Origin of the sequence: Nonomuraea spiralis, from assembly GCF_014648435.1 — a bacterium.
Taxonomy (GTDB): Bacteria; Actinomycetota; Actinomycetes; order Streptosporangiales; family Streptosporangiaceae; genus Nonomuraea; species Nonomuraea spiralis.
This window is the reverse complement of record NZ_BMRC01000007.1, coordinates 443561-467589: the sequence shown is the minus strand read 5'-3', so window position 1 is coordinate 467589 and position 24029 is coordinate 443561. Positions and strand designations below refer to the sequence as shown.

The 24029-nt window shown below is 72.8% G+C and carries 22 protein-coding genes; 13 read left to right on the top strand and 9 right to left on the bottom strand.

The features are described from left to right. Positions 1–6: 6 nt before the first annotated feature. A complete protein-coding gene (locus tag IEZ27_RS20395; RefSeq protein WP_189648687.1) occupies positions 7–999 on the top strand; it encodes a phosphotransferase family protein in 993 nt (330 codons plus the stop codon). On the opposite strand, the gene IEZ27_RS20390 is transcribed toward IEZ27_RS20395, so the two are convergent. Beyond that, complete coding sequence (locus tag IEZ27_RS20390) at positions 946–3186, bottom strand: M64 family metallopeptidase (protein WP_189648686.1); 2241 nt, start codon at positions 3184–3186, stop codon at positions 946–948. The genes IEZ27_RS20395 and IEZ27_RS20390 overlap by 54 nt on opposite strands. 77 nt (positions 3187–3263) lie before the next feature. Between IEZ27_RS20390 and IEZ27_RS20385 the strand changes: the two genes are divergently transcribed. Beyond that, positions 3264–4211, top strand: coding sequence for a LysR family transcriptional regulator (locus tag IEZ27_RS20385; protein ID WP_125639081.1), 948 nt, complete (start codon positions 3264–3266; stop codon positions 4209–4211). 68 nt (positions 4212–4279) lie between these two features. Here the strand turns inward: IEZ27_RS20385 and IEZ27_RS55580 are convergent, their stop codons facing one another. Further along, the gene (locus tag IEZ27_RS55580) at positions 4280–4747 is read right to left on the bottom strand and encodes an anti-sigma factor (RefSeq protein WP_407672844.1); all 468 of its coding nucleotides are present in this window, start codon (positions 4745–4747) and stop codon (positions 4280–4282) included. Between the two features lie 722 nt (positions 4748–5469). Between IEZ27_RS55580 and IEZ27_RS20375 the strand changes: the two genes are divergently transcribed. From IEZ27_RS20375 to IEZ27_RS20365, 3 genes are all read left to right on the top strand, one after another. Further along, complete coding sequence (locus IEZ27_RS20375) at positions 5470–6666, top strand: FAD-dependent oxidoreductase (RefSeq protein ID WP_189648684.1); 1197 nt, start codon at positions 5470–5472, stop codon at positions 6664–6666. A gap of 68 nt (positions 6667–6734) precedes the next feature. Then, complete coding sequence (locus tag IEZ27_RS20370; protein WP_189648683.1) at positions 6735–8072, top strand: class II 3-deoxy-7-phosphoheptulonate synthase; 1338 nt, start codon at positions 6735–6737, stop codon at positions 8070–8072. 197 nt (positions 8073–8269) lie between these two features. Beyond that, complete coding sequence (locus tag IEZ27_RS20365) at positions 8270–9037, top strand: SAM-dependent methyltransferase (protein ID WP_229824150.1); 768 nt, start codon at positions 8270–8272, stop codon at positions 9035–9037. Positions 9038–9071: 34 nt separating this feature from the next. On the opposite strand, the gene IEZ27_RS20360 is transcribed toward IEZ27_RS20365, so the two are convergent. Further along, positions 9072–9923, bottom strand: a complete 852-nt coding sequence (locus IEZ27_RS20360; RefSeq protein WP_189648681.1) for a LysR family transcriptional regulator — start codon at positions 9921–9923, stop codon at positions 9072–9074. A 26-nt stretch (positions 9924–9949) separates the two neighbouring features. Here IEZ27_RS20360 and IEZ27_RS20355 point away from each other — a divergent pair, with 26 nt between their 5' ends. Further along, a complete protein-coding gene (locus IEZ27_RS20355) occupies positions 9950–11371 on the top strand; it encodes an MFS transporter (protein ID WP_229824149.1) in 1422 nt (473 codons plus the stop codon). Here IEZ27_RS20355 and IEZ27_RS20350 read toward each other — a convergent pair. Continuing rightward, positions 11337–11711: a thioredoxin family protein gene (locus tag IEZ27_RS20350; protein WP_189648680.1), complete on the bottom strand. Its 375-nt coding sequence runs from the start codon at positions 11709–11711 to the stop codon at positions 11337–11339. The two genes, IEZ27_RS20355 and IEZ27_RS20350, sit on opposite strands and share 35 nt — an antisense overlap. 165 nt (positions 11712–11876) lie before the next feature. Next, positions 11877–13580: an ExeM/NucH family extracellular endonuclease gene (locus tag IEZ27_RS20345; protein WP_189648679.1), complete on the bottom strand. Its 1704-nt coding sequence runs from the start codon at positions 13578–13580 to the stop codon at positions 11877–11879. Positions 13581–13754: 174 nt separating this feature from the next. Here IEZ27_RS20345 and IEZ27_RS20340 point away from each other — a divergent pair, with 174 nt between their 5' ends. Continuing rightward, positions 13755–15056, top strand: coding sequence for a pentapeptide repeat-containing protein (locus tag IEZ27_RS20340; protein WP_189648678.1), 1302 nt, complete (start codon positions 13755–13757; stop codon positions 15054–15056). An 82-nt stretch (positions 15057–15138) separates the two neighbouring features. Beyond that, positions 15139–16287 (top strand): DEAD/DEAH box helicase family protein, encoded by a 1149-nt coding sequence (locus IEZ27_RS20335; protein WP_189648677.1) that lies wholly within the window; start codon positions 15139–15141, stop codon positions 16285–16287. A 42-nt stretch (positions 16288–16329) separates the two neighbouring features. Here the strand turns inward: IEZ27_RS20335 and IEZ27_RS20330 are convergent, their stop codons facing one another. The 3 genes from IEZ27_RS20330 to IEZ27_RS20320 are packed head-to-tail and all read right to left on the bottom strand — an operon-like array spanning position 16330 to position 17430. Continuing rightward, the gene (locus IEZ27_RS20330; protein ID WP_189648676.1) at positions 16330–16761 is read right to left on the bottom strand and encodes an SRPBCC family protein; all 432 of its coding nucleotides are present in this window, start codon (positions 16759–16761) and stop codon (positions 16330–16332) included. Further along, on the bottom strand, positions 16754–17080 hold the full coding sequence (locus IEZ27_RS20325; protein ID WP_189648675.1) for an ArsR/SmtB family transcription factor: 327 nt from the start codon (positions 17078–17080) through the stop codon (positions 16754–16756). Before IEZ27_RS20325 ends, IEZ27_RS20330 begins: the two co-directional genes overlap by 8 nt. Continuing rightward, positions 17077–17430 carry a VOC family protein gene (locus IEZ27_RS20320; protein WP_189648674.1) on the bottom strand — a complete coding sequence of 118 codons (354 nt, stop codon included), beginning with the start codon at positions 17428–17430 and terminating at the stop codon, positions 17077–17079. Before IEZ27_RS20320 ends, IEZ27_RS20325 begins: the two co-directional genes overlap by 4 nt. Before the next feature lie 105 nt (positions 17431–17535). Between IEZ27_RS20320 and IEZ27_RS20315 the strand changes: the two genes are divergently transcribed. Then, on the top strand, positions 17536–18195 hold the full coding sequence (locus IEZ27_RS20315; protein ID WP_189648673.1) for a permease prefix domain 1-containing protein: 660 nt from the start codon (positions 17536–17538) through the stop codon (positions 18193–18195). A 36-nt stretch (positions 18196–18231) separates the two neighbouring features. Here IEZ27_RS20315 and IEZ27_RS20310 read toward each other — a convergent pair whose 3' ends face one another. Next, a complete protein-coding gene (locus tag IEZ27_RS20310; protein WP_189648672.1) occupies positions 18232–18567 on the bottom strand; it encodes a helix-turn-helix transcriptional regulator in 336 nt (111 codons plus the stop codon). 89 nt (positions 18568–18656) lie between these two features. On the opposite strand from IEZ27_RS20310, the gene IEZ27_RS20305 reads away from it, so the two are divergent. The 4 genes from IEZ27_RS20305 to cydC are packed head-to-tail and all read left to right on the top strand — an operon-like array spanning position 18657 to position 24012. Beyond that, positions 18657–19826, top strand: coding sequence for a cytochrome ubiquinol oxidase subunit I (locus IEZ27_RS20305; RefSeq protein ID WP_189648671.1), 1170 nt, complete (start codon positions 18657–18659; stop codon positions 19824–19826). 10 nt (positions 19827–19836) lie between these two features. Beyond that, complete coding sequence (locus IEZ27_RS20300; protein WP_125639032.1) at positions 19837–20601, top strand: cytochrome d ubiquinol oxidase subunit II; 765 nt, start codon at positions 19837–19839, stop codon at positions 20599–20601. Positions 20602–20608: 7 nt separating this feature from the next. Then, entirely contained in the window at positions 20609–22336 is a 1728-nt protein-coding gene (gene cydD / locus IEZ27_RS20295; RefSeq protein ID WP_229824148.1) for a thiol reductant ABC exporter subunit CydD, read from the top strand. Beyond that, positions 22333–24012, top strand: a complete 1680-nt coding sequence (cydC, locus tag IEZ27_RS20290) for a thiol reductant ABC exporter subunit CydC (protein ID WP_229824147.1) — start codon at positions 22333–22335, stop codon at positions 24010–24012. Before cydD ends, cydC begins: the two co-directional genes overlap by 4 nt. Positions 24013–24029: the final 17 nt, after the last annotated feature.

Here is a 24029-nt window from a genome sequence, read left to right as displayed (position 1 = left end):
GCCCGCGTGGACAGTAGGACCAAGCGCCGCTTATCGCCGGCCGAGCTCGACGCGCTGGCCCGGCGGGCCGTGGGGGCGGGCGTCTTCACGGCCACCGAGCTGACCGACGGCTACGCCAACGCCGTGTGGCGGCTGACCCTGGAGGACGGCCGCGAGGTGGTGCTCAAGCTGTCACCCTCGCCCGACCTCGACCAGCTCAGCTACGAACGCAACCTGCTGCGCATGGAGGCCGCCGCCTACGAGCTGGCGGCCGCGGCGGGCGTGCCGATGGCCGAGCTGCTGGTGGCCGGGTTCGACGATCCGGTGCTCGGCGGCGACTACCTGATGCTGACCGCGCTCGACGGCGTCTCCTGGAACGACGTCAAGCCCGAGGGCGAGCAGGCGCTGCGCCGGGAGCTCGGCCGCCATCTGGCCGCGTTCAACGCGGTGACCGGCGAGGTGTTCGGCTACCCGCACGCCGGGATCGTCGGCGCGACCTGGCGGGAGGCGTTCCTGGCCATGGCGGGCGCGCTGCTGGGCGACACCGAGCGTTACCCGGCGCCGCTGCCGCGCCCGGCGGCCGAGATCATGGCGGTGTTCGAGCGGGCCGCGCCGGTGCTGGACGAGGTGACGACGCCGTGCCTGGTGCATTTCGACGTGTGGGCGGGCAACGTCTTCCTCGACCTGACCGGCGAGCCGCGCATCCAGGCGATCATCGACCACGAGCGGGCGTTCTGGGGTGACCCGATCGCCGAGTTCGTCACCCCGACGATCTTCGGTGAGCTGCGCGAGGACGACCCGCTGCTGGCCGGCTACCGCGAGGTGACGCCGCTGGAGCTCACCCCCTCGGCCCGCGCCCGGCTCGACCTCTACCGCGCCTACCTCTACCTGATCCTGCTGGTCGAGAACGGACCCCGGCAGTACCCCGAGTCGGAGTACGCCAGGGTCCGCGATCTGGCCGTCAGCTCACTGGCGGAGGTCCTGGACCGCCTCGTACGGCTTGCCCTTGACGCCCGCTGAGAGCTTGCCGCACTGACCTGCGCCCGCGCCGGTGACCTGGTTCGGCACGCCGAGGTCGGCCGGCGCCGGGCTGTTGCCGGTGCAGGCGAGCGCGCCCTTGACCGTGGCGCCCGACAGGATCGGGGCGGTGTTGCCGGTGAGCACCGCCGCGCCGCGCAGCTCGGCGCCCACGACGGTGAGCTGCCGCGCGCCCGTGACGCTGAGCGCGCCGTCCACCCGGGTCCTGATCAGGTGTACGGCGGCGGGCCCGGCCGCGGTGAGCGTGCCGCTGATGCGGCCGCCGTCGGTCACGAGCGAGGCGCCCGCCTTGACCGTGACCGGGCCGGTGACCTGGGCGTCCTTCAGGCAGGTGACGCCGTTGGCGACGGTGAGCGGGCCCCGGTGCGCGCCGGTGACCGTGCGGTCGCAGGCGGGCGGCGGGGCGATGGTGGTGACGGTGAAGCTCTTGGCCTGCCCGTAGTTGCCGGCGGCGTCGATCGAGCGGTACTCGACCGTGTGCCGGCCGCGCGGCAGCTTGCCGTAGACGAGGGAGTCGATGACCGTGCCCTCCTCGGTGAACGTCCAGGGCAGTTCGGAGGAGGTGGGCCAGCCGAAGTAGTTGAACCAGCCGTCGCCGTCCACCCGGGACTCCGAGACCACGTACCCGTCGCGGTCGTCGTCGCCGGTGAGCTTCATGGTGAAGGGGGCGTTGTAGACGTAGGTGTCGCCGGAGCGGGCGAGCGGTTCGGACAGCTCGTAGCCGGTGGCGGGCGCGGTGGCGTCCACCTGCCAGGTCAGCGTCGTGGACCCGAGCGTGGCGGTGAGGGTGTGCGAGCCGGCCGGCAGGTCGGCCGCGCCCAGGTCGAAGTCCGTGCCGGTGCCCGCCTGCCGGCCGTCCACGGCCCAGGTGACGGCGGGGACGGCCGCCGCGGGGTGGGTGGTCTCGACGTAGGCGACGTCGGCGCGCCCGAGCGGGCGGTCCGTCGGCGTGGAGGACACGACGCCGGCCTCGACGCCGTCGGGCGGGGTGGTCAGCGCGGTGTCCACGGTCCAGGTACGCGACCTGGTCATGGCGGTCCGGATCGCCGGGTCGCGGACGAACGCGGTCGGGTCGGCGACCGTGGCCGTGACCGTGTGCGTGCCCGGCGTGAGGCCGAGGGTGCGCAGGTCGAGGGCGTCGGCGTCGCCCGGCAGGTCCTTGCCGTCCACGGTCCAGGTGGTGGTCAGCGCGTGCCCGACCGGGCGCATCGGCTCGATCCAGAGCACCCGGTCGGCCCCGACGGGCGCGGACGTGGGCGCCGAGTCCTGGATCAGCGTCGTCTTGGCGGTGATGCGCTGGGTCATGACCTCGCGGCTGGGCTGGTCGAAGTAGTAGCCGAGGGTCTTCATCATGGAGTGACGGCTCGGCCGCCACACGCCGGCGGTGTAGTACATGCCGCCCTCGTAGCGGGCGATCGGGCCACCCGACTCGCTGTCCTCGCCCAGCCATCGCCACCACTTCCTGCGCTGGTCGAGCATCTGCTGCTCGGTCAGCAGGCTGTGGTGCGCGCTGGAGGGCTCGGACCCGGTGTAGGTGCCGCCGGGGACGCCGCGCTGGTAGTAGTCGTACTCGTCCTGGAGGCCGCCCAGGGAGTGGCCGAGCTCGTGCGGGCTGATCAGGGCGGACATGGAGTTGCTGCCGGAGGCGGTGGCGTAGCTGCCGCCCGCGCCGCCGTACGTGCCGCTGTTGGCCAGGGCGAGGATCTGCCGGTTGCCCGAGGCGGTGCCGGTGACCAGGTTCGCGAATCGGTTGGCGGCGGCGTTGTCCATGGTGATCAGGCGCTGGACGCTGCCCGGGTTGCAGCCGCCCCAGAAGCCCATGCTGAGCGGCGTCGTACGGCGGGGCGCGTCCAGGCCGGGGTCGCAGCTCACGCCGGACTCGCCGGAGACGATGTCGATCCGGTAGACGTTGATGTAGTTCCGGTAGGTCTTGAACGGCTCGATCGACCACATCACGTTGAGGTGCCGGTCCACGTCGGCCCGGAACTTCGCCTGGTCGGCCTCGGTGTAGCCGTCGCCCATGACGATCAGGTTGAACCGCTTGGCCGGGGCGCCGGTGACCTGGACCGGCGCGACCGTGGCCGTACCGGGCGCGGCGGCCGCGCTCGCGTGGGCGGATGGGACATATAAGACGGCGGCGGCCAGCACCAGGGCCGCGAATTTACGCATGTCATGCACTATCGGCCCCCTAGATCCGGCAGTCTCATCCCATAAGGGCATAACTCCGGAGTGATACCTTCAGCGGGATGCAGCTCGAACTGCGACATCTCCGGACACTCAGGGCCATTGCCGACCAGGGCAGCGTGACCCGGGCCGCGGCTGCGCTCGGCGTCTCGCAGCCCGCGCTGACCGCCCAGCTCGGCCGGATCGAACGCCTGCTCGGCGGCGCGGTCTTCACCCGGGACCACCGCGGGGTGGCGCCGACCGCGTTCGGGGAGTTCGTGCTGGCCAGGGCGCGGGTGGTGCTCGCGGGGGTGGACGACCTGCTGGCGGCGGGGCCGTACGAGCTGGCCGGGCAGGCGATCCGGGTGGGCAGCTTCGAGAACCCCGTCGTCGTGCCCCTCGTCGCGAACCTGGCCGGCGCGCTGCCCGAGGCGCGCATCACGCTGCAGACCGAGCACTTCGTCCGGGTCCTGGTGGACATGGTGGCCAACGGGCGGCTCGACGTGGCACTCGTGGCCGACTACCCCGACCACGAGCTGCGGCCCGGCCCGTCGATGGGGATGGGGGTGGTGGCGGTCGAGCCGGTGTTCGTGGCGCTGCCCGCCGCCCATCCGCTGGCCGGGCGTACGGAGGTGGAGCTGGCCGAGCTGGCCGGCGAGCCGTGGGTGTTGCCGCCGCCCGACGGGATGGGCTGGCCGGAGCACCTGCTGGAGGCGTGCGGGCGGGCCGGCTTCACGCCGCGCGGACGGTACCAGCTCGTCGAGGCCGGGGTACGGCGGGAGCTGATCGCGGCCGGGCACGCGGTGTCGGCCTGCCAGGCGCTCTACGACCCGGGCGAGCGGGTGGCGGTGTTGTCGCTGCGCGGGAACCCGCTGTGGATGCGGCAGGTGCTCATCTGGCGGTCGTCGTTCGCGGCGCACGCGCCGGCGCTGCTGGAGAGCGCGCGGGCCGCGCACGCCGCGGTCGCGTCCCGGAGCCCGGCCTACACCACCTGGACCACCCGCTACGGCCGCCCGCCTCTCCCCTCCTGACCCCGCCTCGGTCAGGCGGACCCGGCTCGTTCAGGCGGACCCGGCTCGTTCAGGCGGACCCGGTTCGTTCAGGTGGAGGGGAGGGCGGCGAGCAGGATCGGGGTGGTCGTGGGGCGGGGCGAGCCCGTGGCGGGCTCGATGGTGAGCGCGATCCGGTCATCCGCGCGGCCGGGCGCGGCCAGGACCGGCGCGGTGATCCCGCCCGGCGTCCGTTCCAGCAACCCGGCCGGACGCGCGCCGTCCGGGCCCATCAGCCACAGCTCGTATCTTCTCGACCGGGGCAGTTCGGGCAGGCCCGAGGAGGTGAACACCATTCGCCCCCTGGCCCGGGAGACCACCAGGGTGCCGGTCCCGCCCGGGGTGGCCGGCTCGCGTACCGTCTCGGCGTCGGGGGCGGCGAGCACGGCCGTCAGGTCGGCCTGCCGTACGCGCAGCTCGGCCAGGTCCCGGCGGGCCGCGTAGGCGACCACCCCGAAGGCGCACGCCACCGCCACCGCCACAGCCACCACCCCGGCCGCCCCCCGCCCGCCTTTCACCACCCCAGACATCCTTCGCCCGTCTTTCACCACCTCCGCCGTTCCCCGCGCCCACTCGGTTGCTCCGGCCTCGGCAGCCGCCGTGCCGCGCCCCGCCGCAGCGCCCCGGGCCGTCCTCTTGCCCCGGCGCATCCGCTTGCCCTCGCCCGTGCCGGGCCTCCCCCTCCGCCGGCGCGCGCCCTCAACGACCCCGGGCGGAAGGACCAGAGTCCCCGGCTCGCCCTCCGACACACCGCCCCCGGAGGAACCCGGTGCCGGGAGAACCGCGCCGGGCGGGTGCGGCGCGGCGGGAGCCGTCCCGACGGAGGGCGGCGCGTCGGGGAGGGGCGGATGGGAGCGGGGGCTGTGAGGAGGGAGGAGGGGTGGTTGGGCGGGGGCAGGGGGCCGGTGGCGGGTGGCGGTGGTGAGGAGGCGGGGGCGGAGGGCTGGGGGTGGGGCTTCGGCCACGGCCTCGGCGAGCCTGGCGGCCGTCTCGCGCAGCCGCCGCACCTCCGCCGCGCACCCCTCGCACCCACGCAGATGCCTCTCGAACAGCATCCACTCCCCGTACGGCAGCGCGTGCACGGCGTAGGCCCCGGAAAGGGGATGGAGGTCGTCGTCCATCGTCGACTCCCGCGGTGACAGGCGGCTCACGCCATTACTTCGGCCGTTCGGGCACCCCGGATGGCCCCCGCGCTTGCCCAATTCCGCAGATGTGCAACAATCTCATTGGGTGATGAATTATGACTTGTGTAATAGCCGGGGGTGGCCCGGCGGGCGCTGTGCTCGCACTACTGCTGGCCAGGGCCGGCGTCGAGGTGACGCTGCTGGAGAAGCACGCCGACTTCCTGCGTGACTTCCGCGGCGACACGATCCATCCCTCCACCCTGCGCGTGCTCGACGAGCTCGGGCTGGTGGAGGAGTTCCTGAAACTGCCCCATCGCAAGACCCACGAGCTGAGGCTGGCGACCGACGTCGGCGACATCCGGCTCGCGAGCCTGCGCGACCTGCCGGGCGGTTACGACTACATCGCGTTCGTGCCCCAATGGGACTTCCTCAAGCTCGTCACGACGGCCGCGAGCGCCTACCCGAACTTCCGGCTGCTGATGAACGCCGAGGCCCACGACCTGATCCGCGAGGACGGCGTCGTACGCGGGGTGCGCTACCGCGACCCGTCCGGCGAGCACGAGATCAGGGCGGACCTCACCGTGGCGGCCGACGGGCGGCACTCGACGCTGCGGGCCGGCGCCGGCCTGGTGCCCCAGGACCTGGGCGCGCCGATGGACGTGGTCTGGTTCCGGCTGCCGCGGCACGACGACGACCCCGGCGACACGTTCCTGCGCATCTCCAGCGGCCACATGATGGTGGCCATCAACCGGGAGACCTACTGGCAGCTCGCGTACCTGATCCCCAAGGGCGGGTTCGGGCGGCTGACCGAGCAGGGCATCGACGCGCTCAGGCAGCCGGTGGCCACGCTGCTGCCGTTCCTGCGGGATCGGGTCGGGGAGATCGACGGCTTCGACGACGTCAGCGTGCTCACGGTCGCGCTCAACCGGCTGCGCCGCTGGCACCGTCCGGGGTTCCTGTGCATCGGGGACGCGGCGCACGCCATGTCGCCGGTGTTCGGGGTGGGCATCAACCTGGCCGTGCAGGACGCGGTGGCCGCCGCCAACCTGCTGGCCGCGCCGCTCGCGGCGGGCGTGCCGATCCCGGAGTCCACGCTGCACCGGTTGCAGCGCCGGCGCATGCTGCCCACGCGGATCACACAGGCGGCCCAAAGGCTGGTGCAGAACCGGGTGATCACCCCGGCGCTGGGCCGCGGGTTCAACGCCTCCCGGATGCCTCGGGACGTGACCAAAATTCCGCTGTTCAACCGGCTGCCGAGGCGTTTCATCGGCTTGGGAGTGCTGCCTGAGCATGTGAAGTCTCCCGAAGCCTGATAAATGCATTCTCACAACGTGGACAAGAGGGTCGGTGGGGCCGACCCGATGAAATACCCTCGTATCTCGTGAGCAGCAATCTCGTGGATCTCGATTCCTGGCGAGCACTTCCCGCGGCGCAGCAGCCCGACTGGCCCGACCGCGGCGAGCTCGACAAGGTCGTCGCCGAGCTCGGCGGCCTGCCTCCGCTGGTCTTCGCCGGTGAGTGCGACCAGCTCAAGAGGCAGCTGGCCGCCGTCTCGCGCGGCGAGGCGTTCGTCCTGCAAGGCGGCGACTGCGCCGAGACCTTCTCCGGCGCGACCGCCGACAACGTGCGCAACAAGCTCAAGACGTTGTTGCAGATGGCGATCGTGCTGACCTACGCGGCGAAGGTGCCGGTCGTGAAGATCGGGCGCGTGGCGGGCCAGTTCGCCAAGCCTCGGTCGAAGGGCACCGAGGTCCGTGACGACGTGGAGCTGCCGGCCTACCGGGGCGACATGGTCAACGGGTTCGAGTTCACCCCCGAGTCGCGCAATCCCGACCCGTGGCGGCTGCTCAAGGCGTACCACTCCTCGGCGGTGACGCTCAACCTGGCGCGGGCCTTCACCAAGGGCGGCTACGCCGACCTGCGCCAGGTGCACGCCTGGAACCAGGACTTCGTGGCCGAGTCGCCCGCCGGGCGCCGCTACGAGCAGCTCGCCAGGGAGATCGACCAGGCGCTGGCCTTCATGCGGGCCTGCGGGGCCGAGCCCGAGGAGTTCCACACGGTCGAGTTCTACTCCTCCCACGAGGCGCTCATCCTCGACTACGACCGGGCGCTCACCCGCATCGACTCCCGTACGGGCCTGCCGTACGACGTCTCGGCGCACATGGTCTGGATCGGCGAGCGCACCCGCCAGCTCGACGGCGCGCACGTCGACTTCTTCGCCGGCATCCGCAACCCGATCGGCGTCAAGCTCGGGCCGACGACCTCGCCCGACGAGGCGCTCGCGCTGATCCAGCGGCTCAATCCGGACAACGAGCCCGGCAGGCTCACCTTCATCACCCGGATGGGGGCGTCCAAGATCCGCGAGCACCTGCCCGCGCTGGTCAAGGAGGTCACCGCCTCCGGCGCGCAGGTGGCCTGGATCTGCGACCCGATGCACGGCAACACCTTCGAGGCGCCGAGCGGCCACAAGACGCGCCACTTCGACGACGTGCTCGACGAGGTGGCGGGCTTCTTCGAGGTGCACCGCGCGCTCGGCACGCACCCGGGCGGCATCCACATCGAGTTCACCGGCGACGACGTGACCGAGTGCGTGGGCGGCGGCCACGAGATCGTCGAGGGCGACCTCGGCACCCGCTACGAGACCGCGTGCGACCCGCGCCTCAACCGCGGCCAGTCCCTCGACCTCGCCTTCCGCGTGGCCGAGCTCTACCGGGGCTGAGCTCTACCGGGGCTGAGCATCGTCGGGGAGCTTCATCGGGGGAGCTTCGTCGGGGCTGTGCGCCACCGGCGCTGAGCCCTTCCGCGCGGCGCGTCCTCCGGGGCGCGCCGCGGCGGGAAGCAACCGAACGGAATTCCGGTGCGGGTGACCCCGGCAAGGCTATGATCTCCCGAAAGACCGAAATTTCGGGAGAAAACGTGGACACTGCCCCCGAGGGGGTCGACCCTAACGTCCCCAACGTCGCGCGAATGTACGACTACTACCTCGACGGCAAGGACAACTTCGCCGCCGACCGCGCGGCGGCGGAGCAGATCCTCAAGGTGTTCCCCAACACCAAGGAGGCGGCCCGCTCCAACCGGGCGTTCCTGCAGCGTGCCGTCCGGCACGTCGTGGACTCGGGCGTACGGCAGATCGTCGACCTCGGGGCCGGGCTGCCGACCCAGGGCAACACCCACGAGATCGCCCCCGAGGCGCGCGTGGTCTACGTGGACTACGACCCGGTGGTGTGCGTGCACGGCCGGGCGCTGCTGGCCCGGGCGGCGGACGTCGACTTCCTCCAGGCCGACATCCGCGAGGTCGACGTCCTGCTGGACAAGCTGGGCGACCTGGTGGACCTCAGCCGGCCGGTCGCCTTCCTGATGCTGGCGATCCTGCACTTCATCCCCGACGAGCAGGCCGACCCCATCGTGGCCGGGCTGCGCGAGGCCAGTGTGCCCGGCAGCCACCTGGTGATCAGCCACGCCATCGACGCCAGGCCCGACACCACACCGCAGGCCATGCGGGTCTACAACCAGGCCACGGCCGCGCTCAGCCTCAGGACCGACAAGGAGATCCTGCGCTTCTTCGACGGCTACGAGCTGGCCGCGCCCGGCCTGGTGTTCCCGCAGGACTGGCGGCCCACCGAGCCGTCCGCCCTGACGAACGGCACCGACGTCGGCTACGTCGGCGTGGGCCGCAGGCCCTGATGCAGGCCCTGACGCAGGCCCTGACAACCCGCGATCACGGCAGGGCCGCGAGGAGCTGCCTGATCCGCGGCGTCGGCGGCCCGGCCGGCACCGCGAGGTACGTGGCCACCTCCGGCTCGGCCAGTACGGCGTAGGCCACCCCGCGCACCGGCGGCAACTCGTCGAAGACCGGGTAGAACAACGTCCACGACGGCGGCCCGGCGGCCAGGTCGATGAGCGTGTCGTGCAGGCCGGTGAAGGCCGGGCCGCGCGGCGGGTCCACACCCGCCCGCGCCAGGGCCCCGGTGACCAGGTCGTGGAAGGGCGGGTTGCGCTCGCGGAGGGCGAGCCGTACGGGCAGGTCGCCGAGATCACCGAGGTTGAGCGGTCCGGCCGTGGCGAGCGGGTGGTCCGCGGGCAGGGCCACGACCAGCGGCTCGGTCCAGGCGGGGAAGAACTCCAGGCCGGGCGCGGCGTCCACGAGACGGACCAGGGCGGCGTCCAGGTCGCCCGAGCGCACCGCCGCCAGCCGTTCGGCCAGCCCTTGTTTGCTGAGCCGGACCCGCAGGCCGGGGTCGAGCCGGTCGAGCATCGGGTACAGGCGCGTGCCGGGCGCGGAGGACACGCCGAGGCGCAACGTGGCCTCGGCCAGGTGGCCGGTGACCGCGCGGCGGGCCCGGTCGGCGGCGGCGAGCACCTCGCGCGCCTCGGGCAGCAGCCGCTCCCCCGCCTCCGTCAGCCGTACGTGCCGGGTCGAACGGTCGAACAGCCGCGCGCCCAGCTCCCGTTCCAGCCGGCTCACCTGCTGGCTGACCGCGGGCTGCACGATGTGCAGCCGCTCCGCGGCCCGGCCGAAGCCGCCCTCGTCGGCGACGGCGACGAAGTAGGCGAGCTGGCGCAGCTCCACTGGGTCTCCATTCATCATGATTCGTGATGGCTGTCCAGGAGAACGTCTCCTGGTTCGCCCGCTCTTCCCGCGATGGACTGGCCCGCATGAACGGGAGTGGATTCATCGGGATCAGGCTGGGCGCGTTGTTCGGCCCGGCCGTGTTCGGCGTCACGGCGGCCGGGGTCGCCCTGCCCGACGTCGCCGCCGACCTGGAGGCGCGTCCGGGCGCGGTGGTGTGGGTGCTGACCGCGCACGCGCTGGCGCTGGGGATCGGGACGGCGTTGTTCGGGCGATTGTCGGACGCTTGGGGGGTGCGCCGCACGCTGCTGCTCGGCTCGGCCGTGCTGGCGGCGGGGGCGCTGGCCTGTCTGGTGGCGCCGTCGCTGGGCGCGCTCGTGGCGGCGCGGGCGTTGCTGGCGGCCGGGTCGGGGGCGTTGTCGGCGGTCGCGCTGAGCCTGGCGGCCACGGCCGAGCCGGAGCGGCGTCCGGCGGTGCTGGCCTGGTTCGGCAGCGCGATGGCGGTCTTCTCGGCGGGCGCGACGCTGGCCGGCGGGCTGGTCACCCAGGCGCTGTCGTGGCGGCTCACGCTGGCGCTGCCCGCGCTGGCGCTGGTGGCGATGCCGTTCTGCCTGCCGCTGGCGCGCCGGGCGGGCTCGCGCGGGCGGGTGGACGTCGTGGGGGCCGGGCTGCTGGCGGCGGCGGTGTCGGCGTTCCTGGTGCTGGTGCAGGCGGCGAACCTGGGCCTGACCTGGCCGGTCGCGGCGCCGGCCGGGGTGGTGGCGGCGCTCGCCGGGGCGGCGCTGGTCCGGCGCGGGCGTACGACCCCTGACGGGTTCGTCCCGCGCGACCTGCCCGCCGACCGCGTCTTCCGCAGGGCCGCCCTGATCGGCGTCGGTGTGTACGGCGGCCTGTTCGCCACCATGTGGGCCGCCCCGCAGCTCCTGGCCGGCGTGCACGGGTGGAGCGTGCTGACGATCGGCGCCTGGCTGCTGCCCGGGGCGCTGGTGGGCGTGGTGCTGGCCAGGGTCGCGGGCACCCGCGCCTGGCTGCTGCCGGCGGTGGCCGCGGTCTTCGCCGGCAGCCTGGTCACGGCCGGGATCGCCGGTGTGCTGGGCGACGGGCGGGCGGTCGCGGCGGTGGTGCTCGTGGTGGCCGCCTCGCTCGGATTCCCGGCGTTCTCGCTGGCTCAGGTGGTGATCACGGCCCGGATGTCGGCGAGTTTCCCGGTGGAGCGGCGCGGCGGCGCGATGGGCCTGCTGAACCTGACGTTCTTCGTCGGCGGCGGGATCGGGCTCGGTGTGGCGGGGGCGTTGTCACGCGGGCTGGGGCTGCCCGGCACGCTCGTGGTGATCGCGGCGTTCCCGCTGGTCGCCGCGCTGGCGGGGGTCGCGGGACGCGAAGGCCCCGCCGTGCCGGCGGGGCCCGCCAGGGTCAGGACTGCTCGGCGTTCTTCAGCTCCTCGCTGAGCTCGGCCCTGATCGCGTCCATGTCGAGGGCCCGGACCTGACGGATGAGGTCTTCGAGCGCCGGGCTCGGGATCGCGCCGGCCTGGGCGAAGACGACGATGCCGTCGCGGATCGCCATCAGCGTGGGGATCGAGGTGATGTCGAAGCCCTGGGCGAGCGCCTGCTCCGCATCGGTGTCGATCTTGCCGAAGGTGATGTCCTCGTGTTTGTCGGAGGCCGTCTCGAAGATCGGCCCGAACTTCTTGCAGGGCGGGCACCACGTCGCCCAGAAGTCGAGCAGCACGATGCCCTTGTCGGCGATGTCGTTGAAGTTCTTCTCTGTTACTTCGATGGTCGCCACAAGTGGCTCCTCGCTCTTCGGTGAAATTGCAACCGTGTCAACCACGTACCCGTCATCAGCATTCCATGCCCTGGGCGCCCTCAAGCCCCGTCCCGCAGGCGATTCTGGAACGCCCGAAGGCGCGGCCGGAAGGCCGCGCCTTCGGCTGGAGATCGGTGCCGGAGGTCAGTGACCACCGGGCAGGGTCAGGCCGATGACCACAGGGTCGTGGTCGGAGGAGCGGTAGGCGTCCGGCTGGTAGAGGCCGGGCGGGTTGAACTCGGTGTTGTAGTCGCGGATGCGCGGCTCGTCGGAGTTGATGTGCCAGATAGTGGTGCTGGTGACCCGCTTGAGCAGCTGCTTTCCGGCGAAGGCGTGGTCGAGCTCGCCGGCCAGGCCGTCGAACAGGTAGCTGTAGCGCTGCCGCTCGGGCACGAACCGCTTGGTGAGGCTGGTCAGGCCGCCGGCCTCCAGCGTGTCGATCGGGTCCTCCTCGCCGTAGGCGTTGAGGTCGCCGAGCACGAGCGGGTTGGGCAGGTCCTGGTCGCCGATGACGTCCAGCAGGGTCTGGGCCTGCTTGACGCGGGTGGGGTTCCAGCAGCTCTGGCCGTCGCCCTGGTCGGCGTCGGGGCCGTCGGCCGGGCAGCTGCCCTTCGACTTGAGGTGGTTGACGATCATGGTGAACGGCTGGCCGCCGCCCTTCCTGCGGAAGGTCTGGATCAGCGGCGGGCGGCTGAAGACGGGGTCCTGGGAGGCCTTCGTCTCGCCGACCGGGGTGAGCTTGCCCGGCTTGTAGATCAGGCCGACCTGGATGAGGTCCGTGCCGGGGTAGGGGTGGGTGAGGGCCGCGTACGTGCCGGCGCCGACCTCGGCGTTGACCGCGTCCACGAGCGCCTGCAGCGCGGTCTGGCCGTTGTTCTCGACCTCCATCAGGGCGACCGCGTCGGCGTCCAGGCCCTTCAGCGCGGCGACCAGCTTGGCCAGCTGCCGCTGCTGCTCGTTCGCGTTGCTCGCGCCGCGCGAGCCGATCGTGGTGAACCAGTTCAGGGTGTTGAACGAGGCCACCTTCACGTTGCCGACCACCGGGAACGGGCGCGGCGTGCGCGGGTTGGCGTCCAGGTAGGCGATCGGCCGGGTGGGCTGGAGGCGGTACTCGCCGAAGCCGTACCCGAGGATGCCGGTGATGCCGGCGGCCACGGCGCCCGCGCGCGTGACGGGCGGCAGGGTGGCCGGGTTCTCCCGGTTGGAGCCGTCGTCGATGAGCAGCGAACGGCGCAGGTCCTGGGCGGGGTCCACGCCGGGCCGGTCGGTGGGCTGGTAGAGCCGCCCGTGCGCCGACACCGTGACCTCGCCGAAGCGGCCCAGGTTGTAGTTGTCGTCCACGGTGAGCGGCTGCGGGAAGGTGAGCAACATGTTCTCGACGGGCTCCAGCCCGTCCGCGGACCCGGCGGGCGGCAGCGTGTACGGCTGCGCCGCGACGTTCCCGGTGCCGCAGACGTCCACGGCGGTGACCGGGGACAACTCGGTCCAGCCGTTGTACTCGACGGCCTTCCCGGTGACCAGGACGCGGTCGCCGACCTTGACGTCCTTGAAGGACTCGCGGGCGAAGACGAACAGGCCCTCGGAGGTGCCCGGGTCGTCGTCCGGGTTCGGGTCCTGGAGGAAGAAGCCGCTGAGCTGGTCGGTCCGCTGGAAGTCGCCGGTCACGACGCCTTCGACCCGTACGGTCTGGCCGGCCAGGGGGCTGGCCGCGCCGCTGCCCTGCACCTCGGCGACGCGGCGGTCGGCCGGGGTGTCACAGGGCGCCGCCGCCGTCTCGGCGATGGCCGGGGTGGCGGTCAGGGTGCCCGCCACGAGGGCGGCGAGTGCTGCTCGGGATAAAACGCGCATGACCGGCACTTTAGAGGGATTATTGACCGCATATTTCCACACAAAAGTGGATAGAACATTAAATCATCGAACCTTGACATCCGCGCGCGCGGGTATGACCAGTGCATGGACTGGGTCACCTGCGCGTTTTCTGCTGCCTGCCCCGGAATCGCCCAACAGCCGTCCGGCGTATGCATGGCACACCTGCCGGCCGAGGATCTGCCCGCCGTCCTCACCCGGCTGTCCCCCGGCAGGCTGCTCGACCTCCGCGGCACGACCGTCACCGCCGACCTGCTGTCGCGGGTCCTGGAGGCGACGGGCTGCAGACCGGGCCGTACCCGGCTCGACCGGGTCAGGTTCACCGGCGACGTCCGGCTGTCGGGCGTGACGTTCGCCGGTGACGTGTCGCTCGACGGGGCCAGGTTCGAACGGCTGGCCTCGTTCTTCGGGGCGCTCTTCGAGGGGAACGTGTCTCTGGCGGGGGCCAGGTTCACCCGCGAGCTGTCCTTCCACGGCGTACGCGCCCGGGGGCACGTCTCGCTCGACCGGGCCGTGATGTCCCGCGACGCGCTGTTCGGCCAGGCCGTCTTCGAGCGCGGGTTGTCGTGCGAGGGCGCCCGCTTCGACGGGTACGCCACCTTCGACGACGCGCGTATGGGCACGGGTGGCACGTTCCGGGGGGCCAGGTTCGGCCGTACCGTCTCCTTCCGCAAGGTGCGCGGGCAGGCCGGGTTCGAGTACGCGCACTTCGCCGGTGACGCGTACCTGTCGGCCACCGGAAGGCTCTCGGTCGCGCGAGCCCGCGCGGACGGCCTGCTCGACGTGACCGTCGCGCGCTGCGGCGTGGACCTGCGGCGGGTCGAGGTGACGGGGGCCACCACGGTGCGGCTGACCGACTCCAGCGCCGACGTGGAGGGCGCCGTGCTGCACGGGCCCGCGTCGGTGACCGGCAAGGGCCTGTCGACGCTGAGCTCCCTTCGCCAGGTGGACGCCGAAAGCCTCACGCTGACCGGCCTCGACCTGTCGGGATGCGGCTTCGCCGGGCTCACCCACCCGGCCGGGGTACGGGTCAGGGACTGCACGTTCGCGCTCACGCCGCGCGGCGTGCGGGTCAGCCTGCGCCGCCCGATGGTGCGCTGGTTCTCCCGGCGCAGCGCGCTGGCCGACGAGCGCGCCCTGCGCGGCTGGGACGACTCCGGCGGCTCGGCCACCACCCCCGACCGGCTGGCCACCCTCTACGCCGAGCTCCGCGGCCGGGTGGAGGACCGCGACACCTCGGCGGACTTCGCCTTCGCCGCCATGGAGATGCGCCGCCAGGCCGGTGAGCACTGGTGGTTGTCCCTGTCGTGGCTGTTGTGGGGGTACGGGATGCGGCTCGGGCGAGCGGTCGCCTGGTTCACGCTGCTGGCGGCGCTGACGGTGGCGGCGGTGTTGTGGAGCTCCGCCTCCCACGCCGCCCGCCAGGCCGACCAGCACAACCCGGTCATCCACCAGTAGCCGCGCCGGCCTCGGGGTTTGTGGCTCCGGGGCCGGAAATGTGGTGGCGGGCGACGGAGCGGGCTCGCTAGGGTCGCGGCCGATGCGTACTGATCGCGTGCCGTTGCTCTGGTTGTCGGGGCCCACCGGCGTCGGGAAGTCCTCGCTCGGCTGGGAGATCTTCGATCGGCTCGGTCGTGGCGGGGTCAAGGCGGCGTTCGTCGACGCCGATCAGATCAGCCTGTGCCATCCCGAGCCGGAGGGCGGCACCCACCGCGTCCGGGCGCGCAACCTGGCGGCCCTGTGGCCCGGGTTCCTGCGCGAGGGGATGCGGTGCCTGGTGCTGGCGGGGTTCGTGGACACGCCGGAGGAGGTGCGCGAGTACACCGAGCTGCTGCCTGGCGCGGCGTTCACCGTGTGCCGGCTGCGGGTCCCGTCCGAGGAGCTGCGGGAACGGTTCCTGGGGCGGGGGTGGCGTCCTGACCTGGTGGAGGCGGCCGTGGCCGAGGCCGCGGCGCAGGAGGGCAGCCGGTACGCCGACCTGTGCGTGGACACCGGCGGCCGTACGGTGGCGGAGGCGGCCCAGCTGGTGCTCGGACGGCTCGGCGCCGCGTTCGGAACCGCCGCGCCCGCCCCCGGACGCGTGCCCGTCGTTCAGGGCGGTGGTGTCGCCGCCGCCGGGCGGGCGCGGGTGCCTCTGTTGTGGTTCTCGGGTGCGACGGCGTCCGGGAAGTCGACGGTCGGTTACGAGGTGTTCAGCCGTATCCACCGGTCGGGCGTACGGGCCGCCTACGTCGATCTCCGGCAGATCGCCGCGCTGCGCCCGTCCAGTGCGGACGAGGGCCGCCGGCTCAAGGCCCGCGGGCTCGCCGCGCTGTGGGCCGGTTACCGGGCGGACGGGGCCGCGTACCTGGTCGTCTCGGGCGAGGCGGACTCCGACGAGACGGTCCGCGCGTACGCCCGCCTGCTCCCGGATCTGGCGCCGACCGTCTTCCGGCTGCACGCCTCCCCGGCCACGCTGCTCGAACGGGTCCTGCTGCGCGGCCGGGGCGGCGGGCCCGCGACGCCCGGCGACGAGCTGAGAGGGCTGGGCCGGGACGCCCTGCGCACCGTGGCGGCGAGGGCGGCGCGTGAGGCCGCGGCCCTCGACCGGGCGGGAGCGGGCGACCTGCGCGTGGACACCGACGACCGGCCGCCGCCCGAGCTGGCCGCACAAGTGCTGTCCCACCTCGGCCTCCCGACCGGCACCTGACCCCGCCCGCCCGTGGCGCGCCGGGCCCGGGGCGGGTCAGGGTCAGAGGGATTCGGCGAGGGTGGCGATGGTGGTGAAGTGGCGGGGCCAGCCGCCGCCCATGATCTTGCGGGAGAGCTGCTGCACGGGGTCGTCGGGATCGAAGCCCTCGTGGTCGAGGAACAGCCGGGTCCCCCGCCCCTCCGGGACCAGCCGCCAGGTGACCGTCCAGTCGGCCTGCTTGCGGTCGCTCCAGCTGATCCGCAGCAGCTTCTCCGTCTCGAACTCCAGCACCTCGCAGTGGACCACCCCGTCGAACCCCACCGCCTTCTTCGGCTGCGTGGTGAACGTGAACCGGTGCCCCACCTCCAGCCGGAAGTCGTTGGGCATCAGCCAGCGGGCCATCAGCTCCGGATCGGTCAGCGCCCGCCACACCTTGGCCGGCGGGTGCGCGAGGAACTCGTCCAGCCGGATCGCGCTCCGGTCCTCAGCCATCGTCCTCCTCCATCTCGTCCAGCAGCGAGGAGAGGCCGGCCAGCTTCTCGCGCCAGAACCTCTCGTACGGGGTGAGCCAGTCGCGGATCTCCATGAGCGGCTCCGCCTCCAGGTGGTAGTGGCGTTCCCGGCCCTTGCGGGCCTCGGCCACCAGCCCGGCGTCCCTGAGCACCTTGAGATGCTCGGATACGCTTGGCCGGCTCATGTCGAACCGCTCGGCCAGCCGCCCGGCGGGCTGGGGCCCCTCCTGGAGCAGCAGCCGCAGCAGCTCGCGCCTGGCCGGGCTGGCCAGCGCGGTGAAGACGTGGTCGGCGGTCATGCCTGGCTGACCACGTACCCGTTGCCGAACGGGTCCTGGAAGAGGAGCTGGCGGCCCCACGCCTCCTCGCTCGGCCCTTCGTGGGCGACCTCGTTCGCGGCGAGCCGGGCGGCCAGCGCGTCGAGGTCGGGCGCGGACACGACGAGGCCGCCGATCGGGGCCATGCCGGGGAACCAGGAGGCCAGCAGCAGCGTGGTCGCCGCCCCCTTGGGCGCGACGGTGAGCCAGCGGCCCATCGGGAACGGGTTGTCGGTGCGTACCTCGAAGTCGAGCACGCCGGTGTAGAAGTCGAGCGCCCGCGCCTGGTCGGCGACGGGCACGGTGACAGTGAGGATCCCAGAAATCAGCACGTCAGCCACTATACGTAGGATTTTTCCGACATATCAAGTCGCCGGGCGAAATATCGGGGATATCCCCGATAGGCCACGGGCGGCGTTCTCCGTAGACTGGGGATCATGCGTATCGACGACTACGTGGCCGACCTCGATCGCGCACTGTCCGGGCCGTCGGGCCCCAAGCGCGACCTGGTCGTCGAAGCGCGGGACAGCCTGTCCGACACCGCCGACGCCCTGGAGGCCGACGGCCTCGAACGCGCCGAGGCCGAACGGCTGGCGGTCGCGGAGTTCGGCCCGGTCGCCGAGATCGCGCCGAGCTACCAGACCGAGCTCACCGCCGTGGCCGGCCGCCGGCTCGGACTGCTGCTGTTCATCAGCGTCCCGCTGACCGCGCTCATGTGGTCGGTGGTGTGGCGCGTCTACCCCACCGACCCGTCGGTCTGGGTGGGCCGGCCCGCCTGGTACCACGTGGTCTCGCGGCTGCTCGACATCTGCCAGCTCGCGACCGGCCTCTACGGCGGCGTCGCCCTGCTGGCGCTGGGCCGGGGCGCCCGCTGGATCCGCCGCCCGCGCCTGGTCACCCGGTCGCTGGGCGTCGTCGTGTGGGGCATGTTGCCGATCGCGGGCGCCATGAGCCTGGCGTTGTCCTACGGCCCCTCCGGGCCGGGCACGATGACCAGCTACCTGCCCGCGTTCCTGGCCAATCTGGTCACGACCGCGTTCTGGGGTCTGCAGATCTACGGCGCGACCCGCTGCCTGCGGGTCACCCGCGCCCGCTGACCCGTCACCGACCCCGTCAGCCCTGAGGCCCGCACTTCACCCTGAGGCGCGCGCCTCGCCCTGGAGCACGCTGCCGATCACGCTGGCGAACTCCCGCCAGGCCGACCGCTCCCCTTCGAGCTGTTTCCTGCCCGAGTCCGTCAGCCGGTACGTGCGCCGCTTGCGCCCGCCCACCGTCGCCCACTCGCTGGCCAGGTAGCCGATGCGCTCCAGCCGCCGCAGCGCCGGATAGACGGTGCCGGTGGGCACGCTCAGCGCACCCCCGCTGCGCTCCTGGAGCGCCTCGATGATCGCGTAGCCGTGCAGCGGCTCCCGCTCCAGCACCGAGAGCAGCAACGCGTCCATGTGCCCGCGCAGCGCGTCTGGATTCATGCCCTAGATCCTAGACAACCGGTTCGCATGTAGCCAGTCTACATGTAGGCTGCCTATATGTAGGTAGACACAACAACGGAGTCGATGGAATGGACGTACTCGAACTCGCCCGCACGCAGTTCGCCGTGACGGGAAGCCTGCACTTCCTGTTCGTCGTGCTCACGCTCGGGCTGGCGCCGATCGTGGCGCTCATGCACACCCGCCACGTCATCTCAGGCAGCGCGCTGCACGGAGGCATGACCAGGTTCTGGGGGCAGGTCTACGTCATCAACTACGCCCTGGGCATCGTCACCGGACTGGTGATGGAGTTCCAGTTCGGGTTGTCGTGGAGCGGGCTGTCCGACTACGCCGGAGACGTGTTCGGCGCGCCGCTGGCCATGGAGACGCTGGTGGCCTTCTTCCTGGAGTCCACCTTCCTCGGACTGTGGATCTTCGGCTGGGGACGCCTGCCCAAGTGGCTGCACCTGGCCTGCATCTGGCTGGTGACGCTGACCGCGTACGCCAGCGCGTTCTTCATCATGGTCGCCAACTCCTTCCTGCAGAACCCGGCGGGCTCGGTGGTCAGGAACGGACGGCTGGAGCTGGTCGACTTCGGCGCCCTGCTGACCAACAAGACGCTGGTCTTCTCCTTCCCCCACGTCATCGGCGCGGGACTGCTCACCGGCGGCCTGGTGCTGGCCGGGGCGAGCGCGTACCGGCTGCGGCGCCGTACGCAGGACACGCTCTTCTTCGGCAAGTCGCTGCGCACCGGGGTCGGCGTGGCGGCGCTCGGCGCCTTCCTGGCCATGGGCTTCGGATACGCGCAGTTCGGCGGCATCCAGGAGGGCAAGTTCGACGGCGGCGGCGGAGGGGCGGTGCCGCTCGGTCTCATGATCGAGATCGGCCAGCTCCTGGCGTTCGTGTTGTTGTTCCTGATCCTGCCGATCATCTACTGGCTGCCGCGCTGGCGCTGGACGCATCCGGTACTGATGATCATGACGCCGCTGCCGTTCGTGCTGGCGATCCTGGGCTGGATGGCCAGGGAGATCGGCCGCCAGCCGTGGATGGTGTGGCACAAGCTCACCGTGGCCGACGCGCTGACGCCGGGGCTGACCTCGGGCATGGTCACGGCCTCGCTGATCGGGTTCGCCACCGTGCTGGGGCTGCTCGCGGTCGTCGACTACGTCCTCATCGCCCGGGTGATCCGGCGGGGCCCGTACGGCCTCGACCTCGGGGCGTCACCCGCCGGCGCCGAGCCCGCCCCGGCGCTGAGCCACTAGGAGTGCTGACATGGAAGTGATCTGGTTCCTGTTCTTCGCGGTGCTGCTGACCGGGTATTTCGCCCTGGAGGGCTTCGACCTCGGCGTCGGCCTGCTGCTGCCGGTGCTGGGCAGGACACGCGAGAGCCGCGACCGCATGGTGGCCGCGATGGCGCCGTTCGTGCTGGCCAACGAGGTGTGGCTGGTGGCGGTGGCCGGGACGCTGTTCGGGGTGTACCCGCGGCTGGAGGGCGAGGTGCTGTTCGGGCTCTACCCGCTGGTCGTGGCCATGCTGCTGAGCTGGATCGTGCGCGACGCCGGGCTGTGGTTCCGGCGCCGGCTGGACGGCGGTGGCTGGCGCGGGTTCTGGGACGCGCTGATCGCGTTCGGGTCGCTGGGGTTGTCGTTCGGATGGGGGATGACGCTGTACGCGGCCGCCACGGGGTTCACCTCCTCGCCGGTGAATCCGGTCGGGGTGCTGCTGGGCGTGCTGGTGACCCTGCTGTTCGCCTTCCACGGGTGGACGTTCCTGGCCTGGCGCACGCCGGGCGCGTTCGGGGCCGTACGGTCGGGGCGGGCGTTGCTGCTCTCGGGCCTGGTCTCGGCGCTGCCGGCGGCCGGGCTGCTCGTGGGGGCGATGCCGTACCTGCTGGAGCACAGCGCTCCTGCGGCTACGTTGAATGTGCTCAGTGTCATGGCGTTGCCGTTCGCGCCGGTCATGCTGGGCGCGCAAGTATGGGTATGGCGGACTTTCCGGCCAGGTAAGGGCGCCGTCCCACTCCCCTCGTTCTTCTGAAGGCCACGTGCACAAGGATCTCCTGCGGCTCATGCGGGCCGAGCGCTCGGTACGCCGCCACCTGACCGTCACCATGGTGGCGGCCGTACTGGCCGGGCTGCTCGTGCTCGCGCAGGCCGAGTTGCTCGCCGGCGTGCTGTCCGGCCGGTTCACCGCCGCCGCGCTGGGCGCGCTCGCCGCCGTGGTGGGCGTACGGGCGCTGCTCGCCTGGACGCAGGGCGTCTTCGCCGGGCGCACCGCGACGGGCGTGAAGTCCGCGCTGCGCCACCGGCTGCTGGCCCGCCTGGGCGAGCTGGGCCCGTCCAGGCTGACCGGCCACCGGTCGGGCGAGCTGGTCACCCTGACCGGCCGGGGCCTGGACGGCCTGGACGCCTACCTGACCGGCTACCTGCCCTCGATCGCCGTGGCGGCGGTGGTGCCGGTGGCGGTGCTGGTCCGGCTGTTCACCGCCGACCTGGGGAGCGCGGTGATCGTGCTGATCACGCTGCCGCTGATCCCGGTCTTCGGCGCGCTGGTCGGCATGACGACCAAGACCGTGACCGAGCGGCAGTTCCACGCGCTGTCGCGGCTCGGCGGGCACTTCCTCGACGTCGTGCGCGGGCTGCCGACGCTGCGCGCCTTCGGGCGGGCCCGCTATCAGGCGACGGTCATCCGGCAGGTCGCCGACGCCCACCGGAGCGCGACCATGCGCACGTTGCGGGTGGCGTTCCTGTCGTCGCTGGTGCTGGAGTTGTGCGCGTCGTTGTCGCTGGCGCTGGTGGCGGTGCCCATCGGGCTGCGGCTGCTCGGCGGGTCGCTGGACCTGACGACGGCGCTGCTGGTGCTGCTGCTGGCGCCGGAGGCGTACCTGCCGCTGCGGGCCATGGGGACCCGGTTCCACGCCTCCATGGAGGGGGTGGCCGCCGCCGACGCGGCCTTCTCCGTCCTGGACGGCGAGGCCGGGGACGCCCCCGGCGCCGCGCGCCCGTACGAGGGCCACGGCGCCCCCGAGATCCGCCTGGAGAACGTGACCGTCCGCTACCCCGGCAGGGACGAGGCCGCCCTGGAGAACGTCACCCTCACCATCGCCCCCGGCGAACGGGTGGCGCTGGTCGGCGAGAGCGGCGGCGGCAAGAGCACGCTGCTGAGCCTCGTCCTCGGCTTCGTACGCCCGCAGGAGGGGCGCGTCCTGGTCGGCGGCACGGACCTGCGCGAGCTGGACCTGGAGAGCTGGCGCGCCGCCCTGGCGTACGTGCCGCAGCGGCCCCACCTGTTCACCACGTCCGTGGCCGACAACATCCGGCTCGGCGCGCCCAGGGCCACCGAGGAGCAGGTCAGGAAGGCGGCGGCGGACGCGCACGCCGACTTCGTGGACGGCCTGCCCGAGGGCTTCGGCACCGTGGTCGGCGAGCGCGGCGCGAACCTGTCGGCGGGCCAGCGGCAGCGGGTGGCGCTGGCGCGCGCCTTCTGCCGCCCGGACGCCACGGCGCTGCTGCTGGACGAGCCCACCGCCCGCCTCGACGGACGCAGCGAGGCCGCCGTCGTGGCCGCCACCGCGGACCTGGCACGGGGACGCACCGCCGTCATCGTCGCGCACCGGCCCGCCATGATCGACCTGGCCGACCGGGTCGTACGGGTGCACGAGGGCCGCATCGTCGCCGACACCACCCGCGACCGGCCACCCGCCGACCCGGACGGCGGCACGATGAGGGAGCCGCAGGGCGTGGCCTCCCTTCCTGAGGGGAGCGGGCGATGAGCCGGCGCATGGGCACGCGGCTGGCCTGGGCGGTGCTGGCCGGCGCCGCCGCCGACCTGGCCGGGCTGGGGCTCATCGCGGCCGCCGCCTGGCTGATCACCAGGGCCGCGCAGCAGCCGTCCCTGGCCGCGCTGAGCGTGGCCATCGTGGCGACCAGGGCGTTCGCGACGGGCAAGGGCGTCTTCCGCTATGCCGAGCGGCTCACCGGGCACGACGTGGCCCTGCGCGCCCAGGCGGGCACCCGCGAACGGCTCTACGAGGCGCTGATCCCGCCCCAGCGTCCCCGCCACGGCGGCGCCGACCTGCTCAGCCGCATGGTGGACGACACCGAGGCCGTCCAGGACCTGCTGGTGCGCGCGCTGCTCCCGGCCGCCGCGGCCCTCCTGACCGGACTGGCCGCGGTCGTCATCGGGCTGACCGTGCTGCCGGTGACGGCACTCGTACTGCTGGCCGGGCTCGTGGTGGCGGGGGTGCTGCTGCCCGCCGCGACCGCCGCCGCCGCGCGCCGCTGGTCGGCGCGGATCGCCCCGGCCAGGGCCGCGCTGGCGGCCCGCGTGGCCGACCTCGTGCACGGCTCGGCCGACCTGGCCGCCTACGGCGCGGGCGAGCGGGCCCTGACCGGCGCGCTGGCCGCCGACGAGACGCTGGCCGCGCTGGAGCGCCGCCAGTCGCGCGTGCACGCCGCCGCCCTGGCGGTCGGCACGCTGACGCAGGGCCTGACGGTGGCGGCCATCGTGCTGCTCGCCCAGGGGGCGGGCGCGGGCTCGGTCGCCACGGCGGTGCTCGCTCTCACCGCGCTGGTGTCGTTCGAGCCGGTGTTGCCGCTGGCGGCGGCGGGCGAGCGTATGGCCGGGATCACCGCGGCGATCCGGCGGCTGCGCGAGGTGCGCGCCGCCGCCCCGGCCGTCGCCGAGCCCGCCGCGCCCGCGCCCGTGCCCTCCGCTCCCCTGACGGTCGAGGTCGACGACCTCGTCGTACGGCACCCCGGCGCCGCCAGGCCGGCCCTCGACGGCGTCTCCCTGCGTCTGACGCCCGGCCGCCGGGTCGCGATCGTGGGCCCGAGCGGCGCGGGCAAGAGCACGCTGCTGGCCGCGCTGATGCGCCTGGCCGAGCCGGAGTCGGGCAACATCCGCGTCAACGGCGCCGACCTGCGTGATCTGTCGGGCGACGACGTCCGCACCCTGATGACCGGCCTGACCCAGGACCCGTACATCTTCCGCACCACCCTGCGTGACAACCTCCGCCTGGCCGGGCCGGAGGCCGACGACGAACGGCTGGGCGCGGCCGTACGGGAGGCCAGGCTCGGCCCGTGGGTCGAGCGCACCGGCTGGGACGCCGAGCTCGGCGAGGACGGCAGGACCGTCTCCGGCGGCCAGCTCCAGCGCCTGGCCCTGGCCAGGGCACTGCTGTACGACCCGCCCGTCCTCCTGCTGGACGAGCCCGCCGAGGCGCTGGACGAGGAGACCGCCGACCGCCTGATGGCCGACCTGCTGGACGTCATCAGGGACCGCACCACCGTGCTGGTGACCCACCGGCTCAAGGGCCTGGAGTCCGTCGACGAGGTCGTGGTGCTCGACGAGGGCCGCGTCGTCCAGCGGGGCCGCCACGACGAGCTCGTGGCCGTGCCGGGCTACTACCGCGATCTTTGGGAGTCCGAAGCCCTCACCAGGCGGTAAGCGTCTGTCGATCGACC

Bases quoted from the DNA above. Each gene is read 5' to 3' on its own strand.
- IEZ27_RS20390 (WP_189648686.1), bottom strand. From the start codon at position 3,186: ATGCGTAAATTCGCGGCCCTGGTGCTGGCCGCCGCCGTCTTATATGTC.
- IEZ27_RS20385 (WP_125639081.1), top strand. From the start codon at position 3,264: ATGCAGCTCGAACTGCGACATCTCCGGACACTCAGGGCCATTGCCGAC.
- IEZ27_RS20375 (WP_189648684.1), top strand. From the start codon at position 5,470: ATGACTTGTGTAATAGCCGGGGGTGGCCCGGCGGGCGCTGTGCTCGCA.
- IEZ27_RS20355 (WP_229824149.1), top strand. From the start codon at position 9,950: ATGGCTGTCCAGGAGAACGTCTCCTGGTTCGCCCGCTCTTCCCGCGAT.
- IEZ27_RS20345 (WP_189648679.1), bottom strand. From the start codon at position 13,580: ATGCGCGTTTTATCCCGAGCAGCACTCGCCGCCCTCGTGGCGGGCACC.
- IEZ27_RS20340 (WP_189648678.1), top strand. From the start codon at position 13,755: ATGGCACACCTGCCGGCCGAGGATCTGCCCGCCGTCCTCACCCGGCTG.
- IEZ27_RS20335 (WP_189648677.1), top strand. From the start codon at position 15,139: ATGCGTACTGATCGCGTGCCGTTGCTCTGGTTGTCGGGGCCCACCGGC.
- IEZ27_RS20330 (WP_189648676.1), bottom strand. From the start codon at position 16,761: ATGGCTGAGGACCGGAGCGCGATCCGGCTGGACGAGTTCCTCGCGCAC.
- IEZ27_RS20325 (WP_189648675.1), bottom strand. From the start codon at position 17,080: ATGACCGCCGACCACGTCTTCACCGCGCTGGCCAGCCCGGCCAGGCGC.
- IEZ27_RS20315 (WP_189648673.1), top strand. From the start codon at position 17,536: ATGCGTATCGACGACTACGTGGCCGACCTCGATCGCGCACTGTCCGGG.
- IEZ27_RS20310 (WP_189648672.1), bottom strand. From the start codon at position 18,567: ATGAATCCAGACGCGCTGCGCGGGCACATGGACGCGTTGCTGCTCTCG.
- IEZ27_RS20305 (WP_189648671.1), top strand. From the start codon at position 18,657: ATGGACGTACTCGAACTCGCCCGCACGCAGTTCGCCGTGACGGGAAGC.
- IEZ27_RS20300 (WP_125639032.1), top strand. From the start codon at position 19,837: ATGGAAGTGATCTGGTTCCTGTTCTTCGCGGTGCTGCTGACCGGGTAT.
- cydC (WP_229824147.1), top strand. From the start codon at position 22,333: ATGAGCCGGCGCATGGGCACGCGGCTGGCCTGGGCGGTGCTGGCCGGC.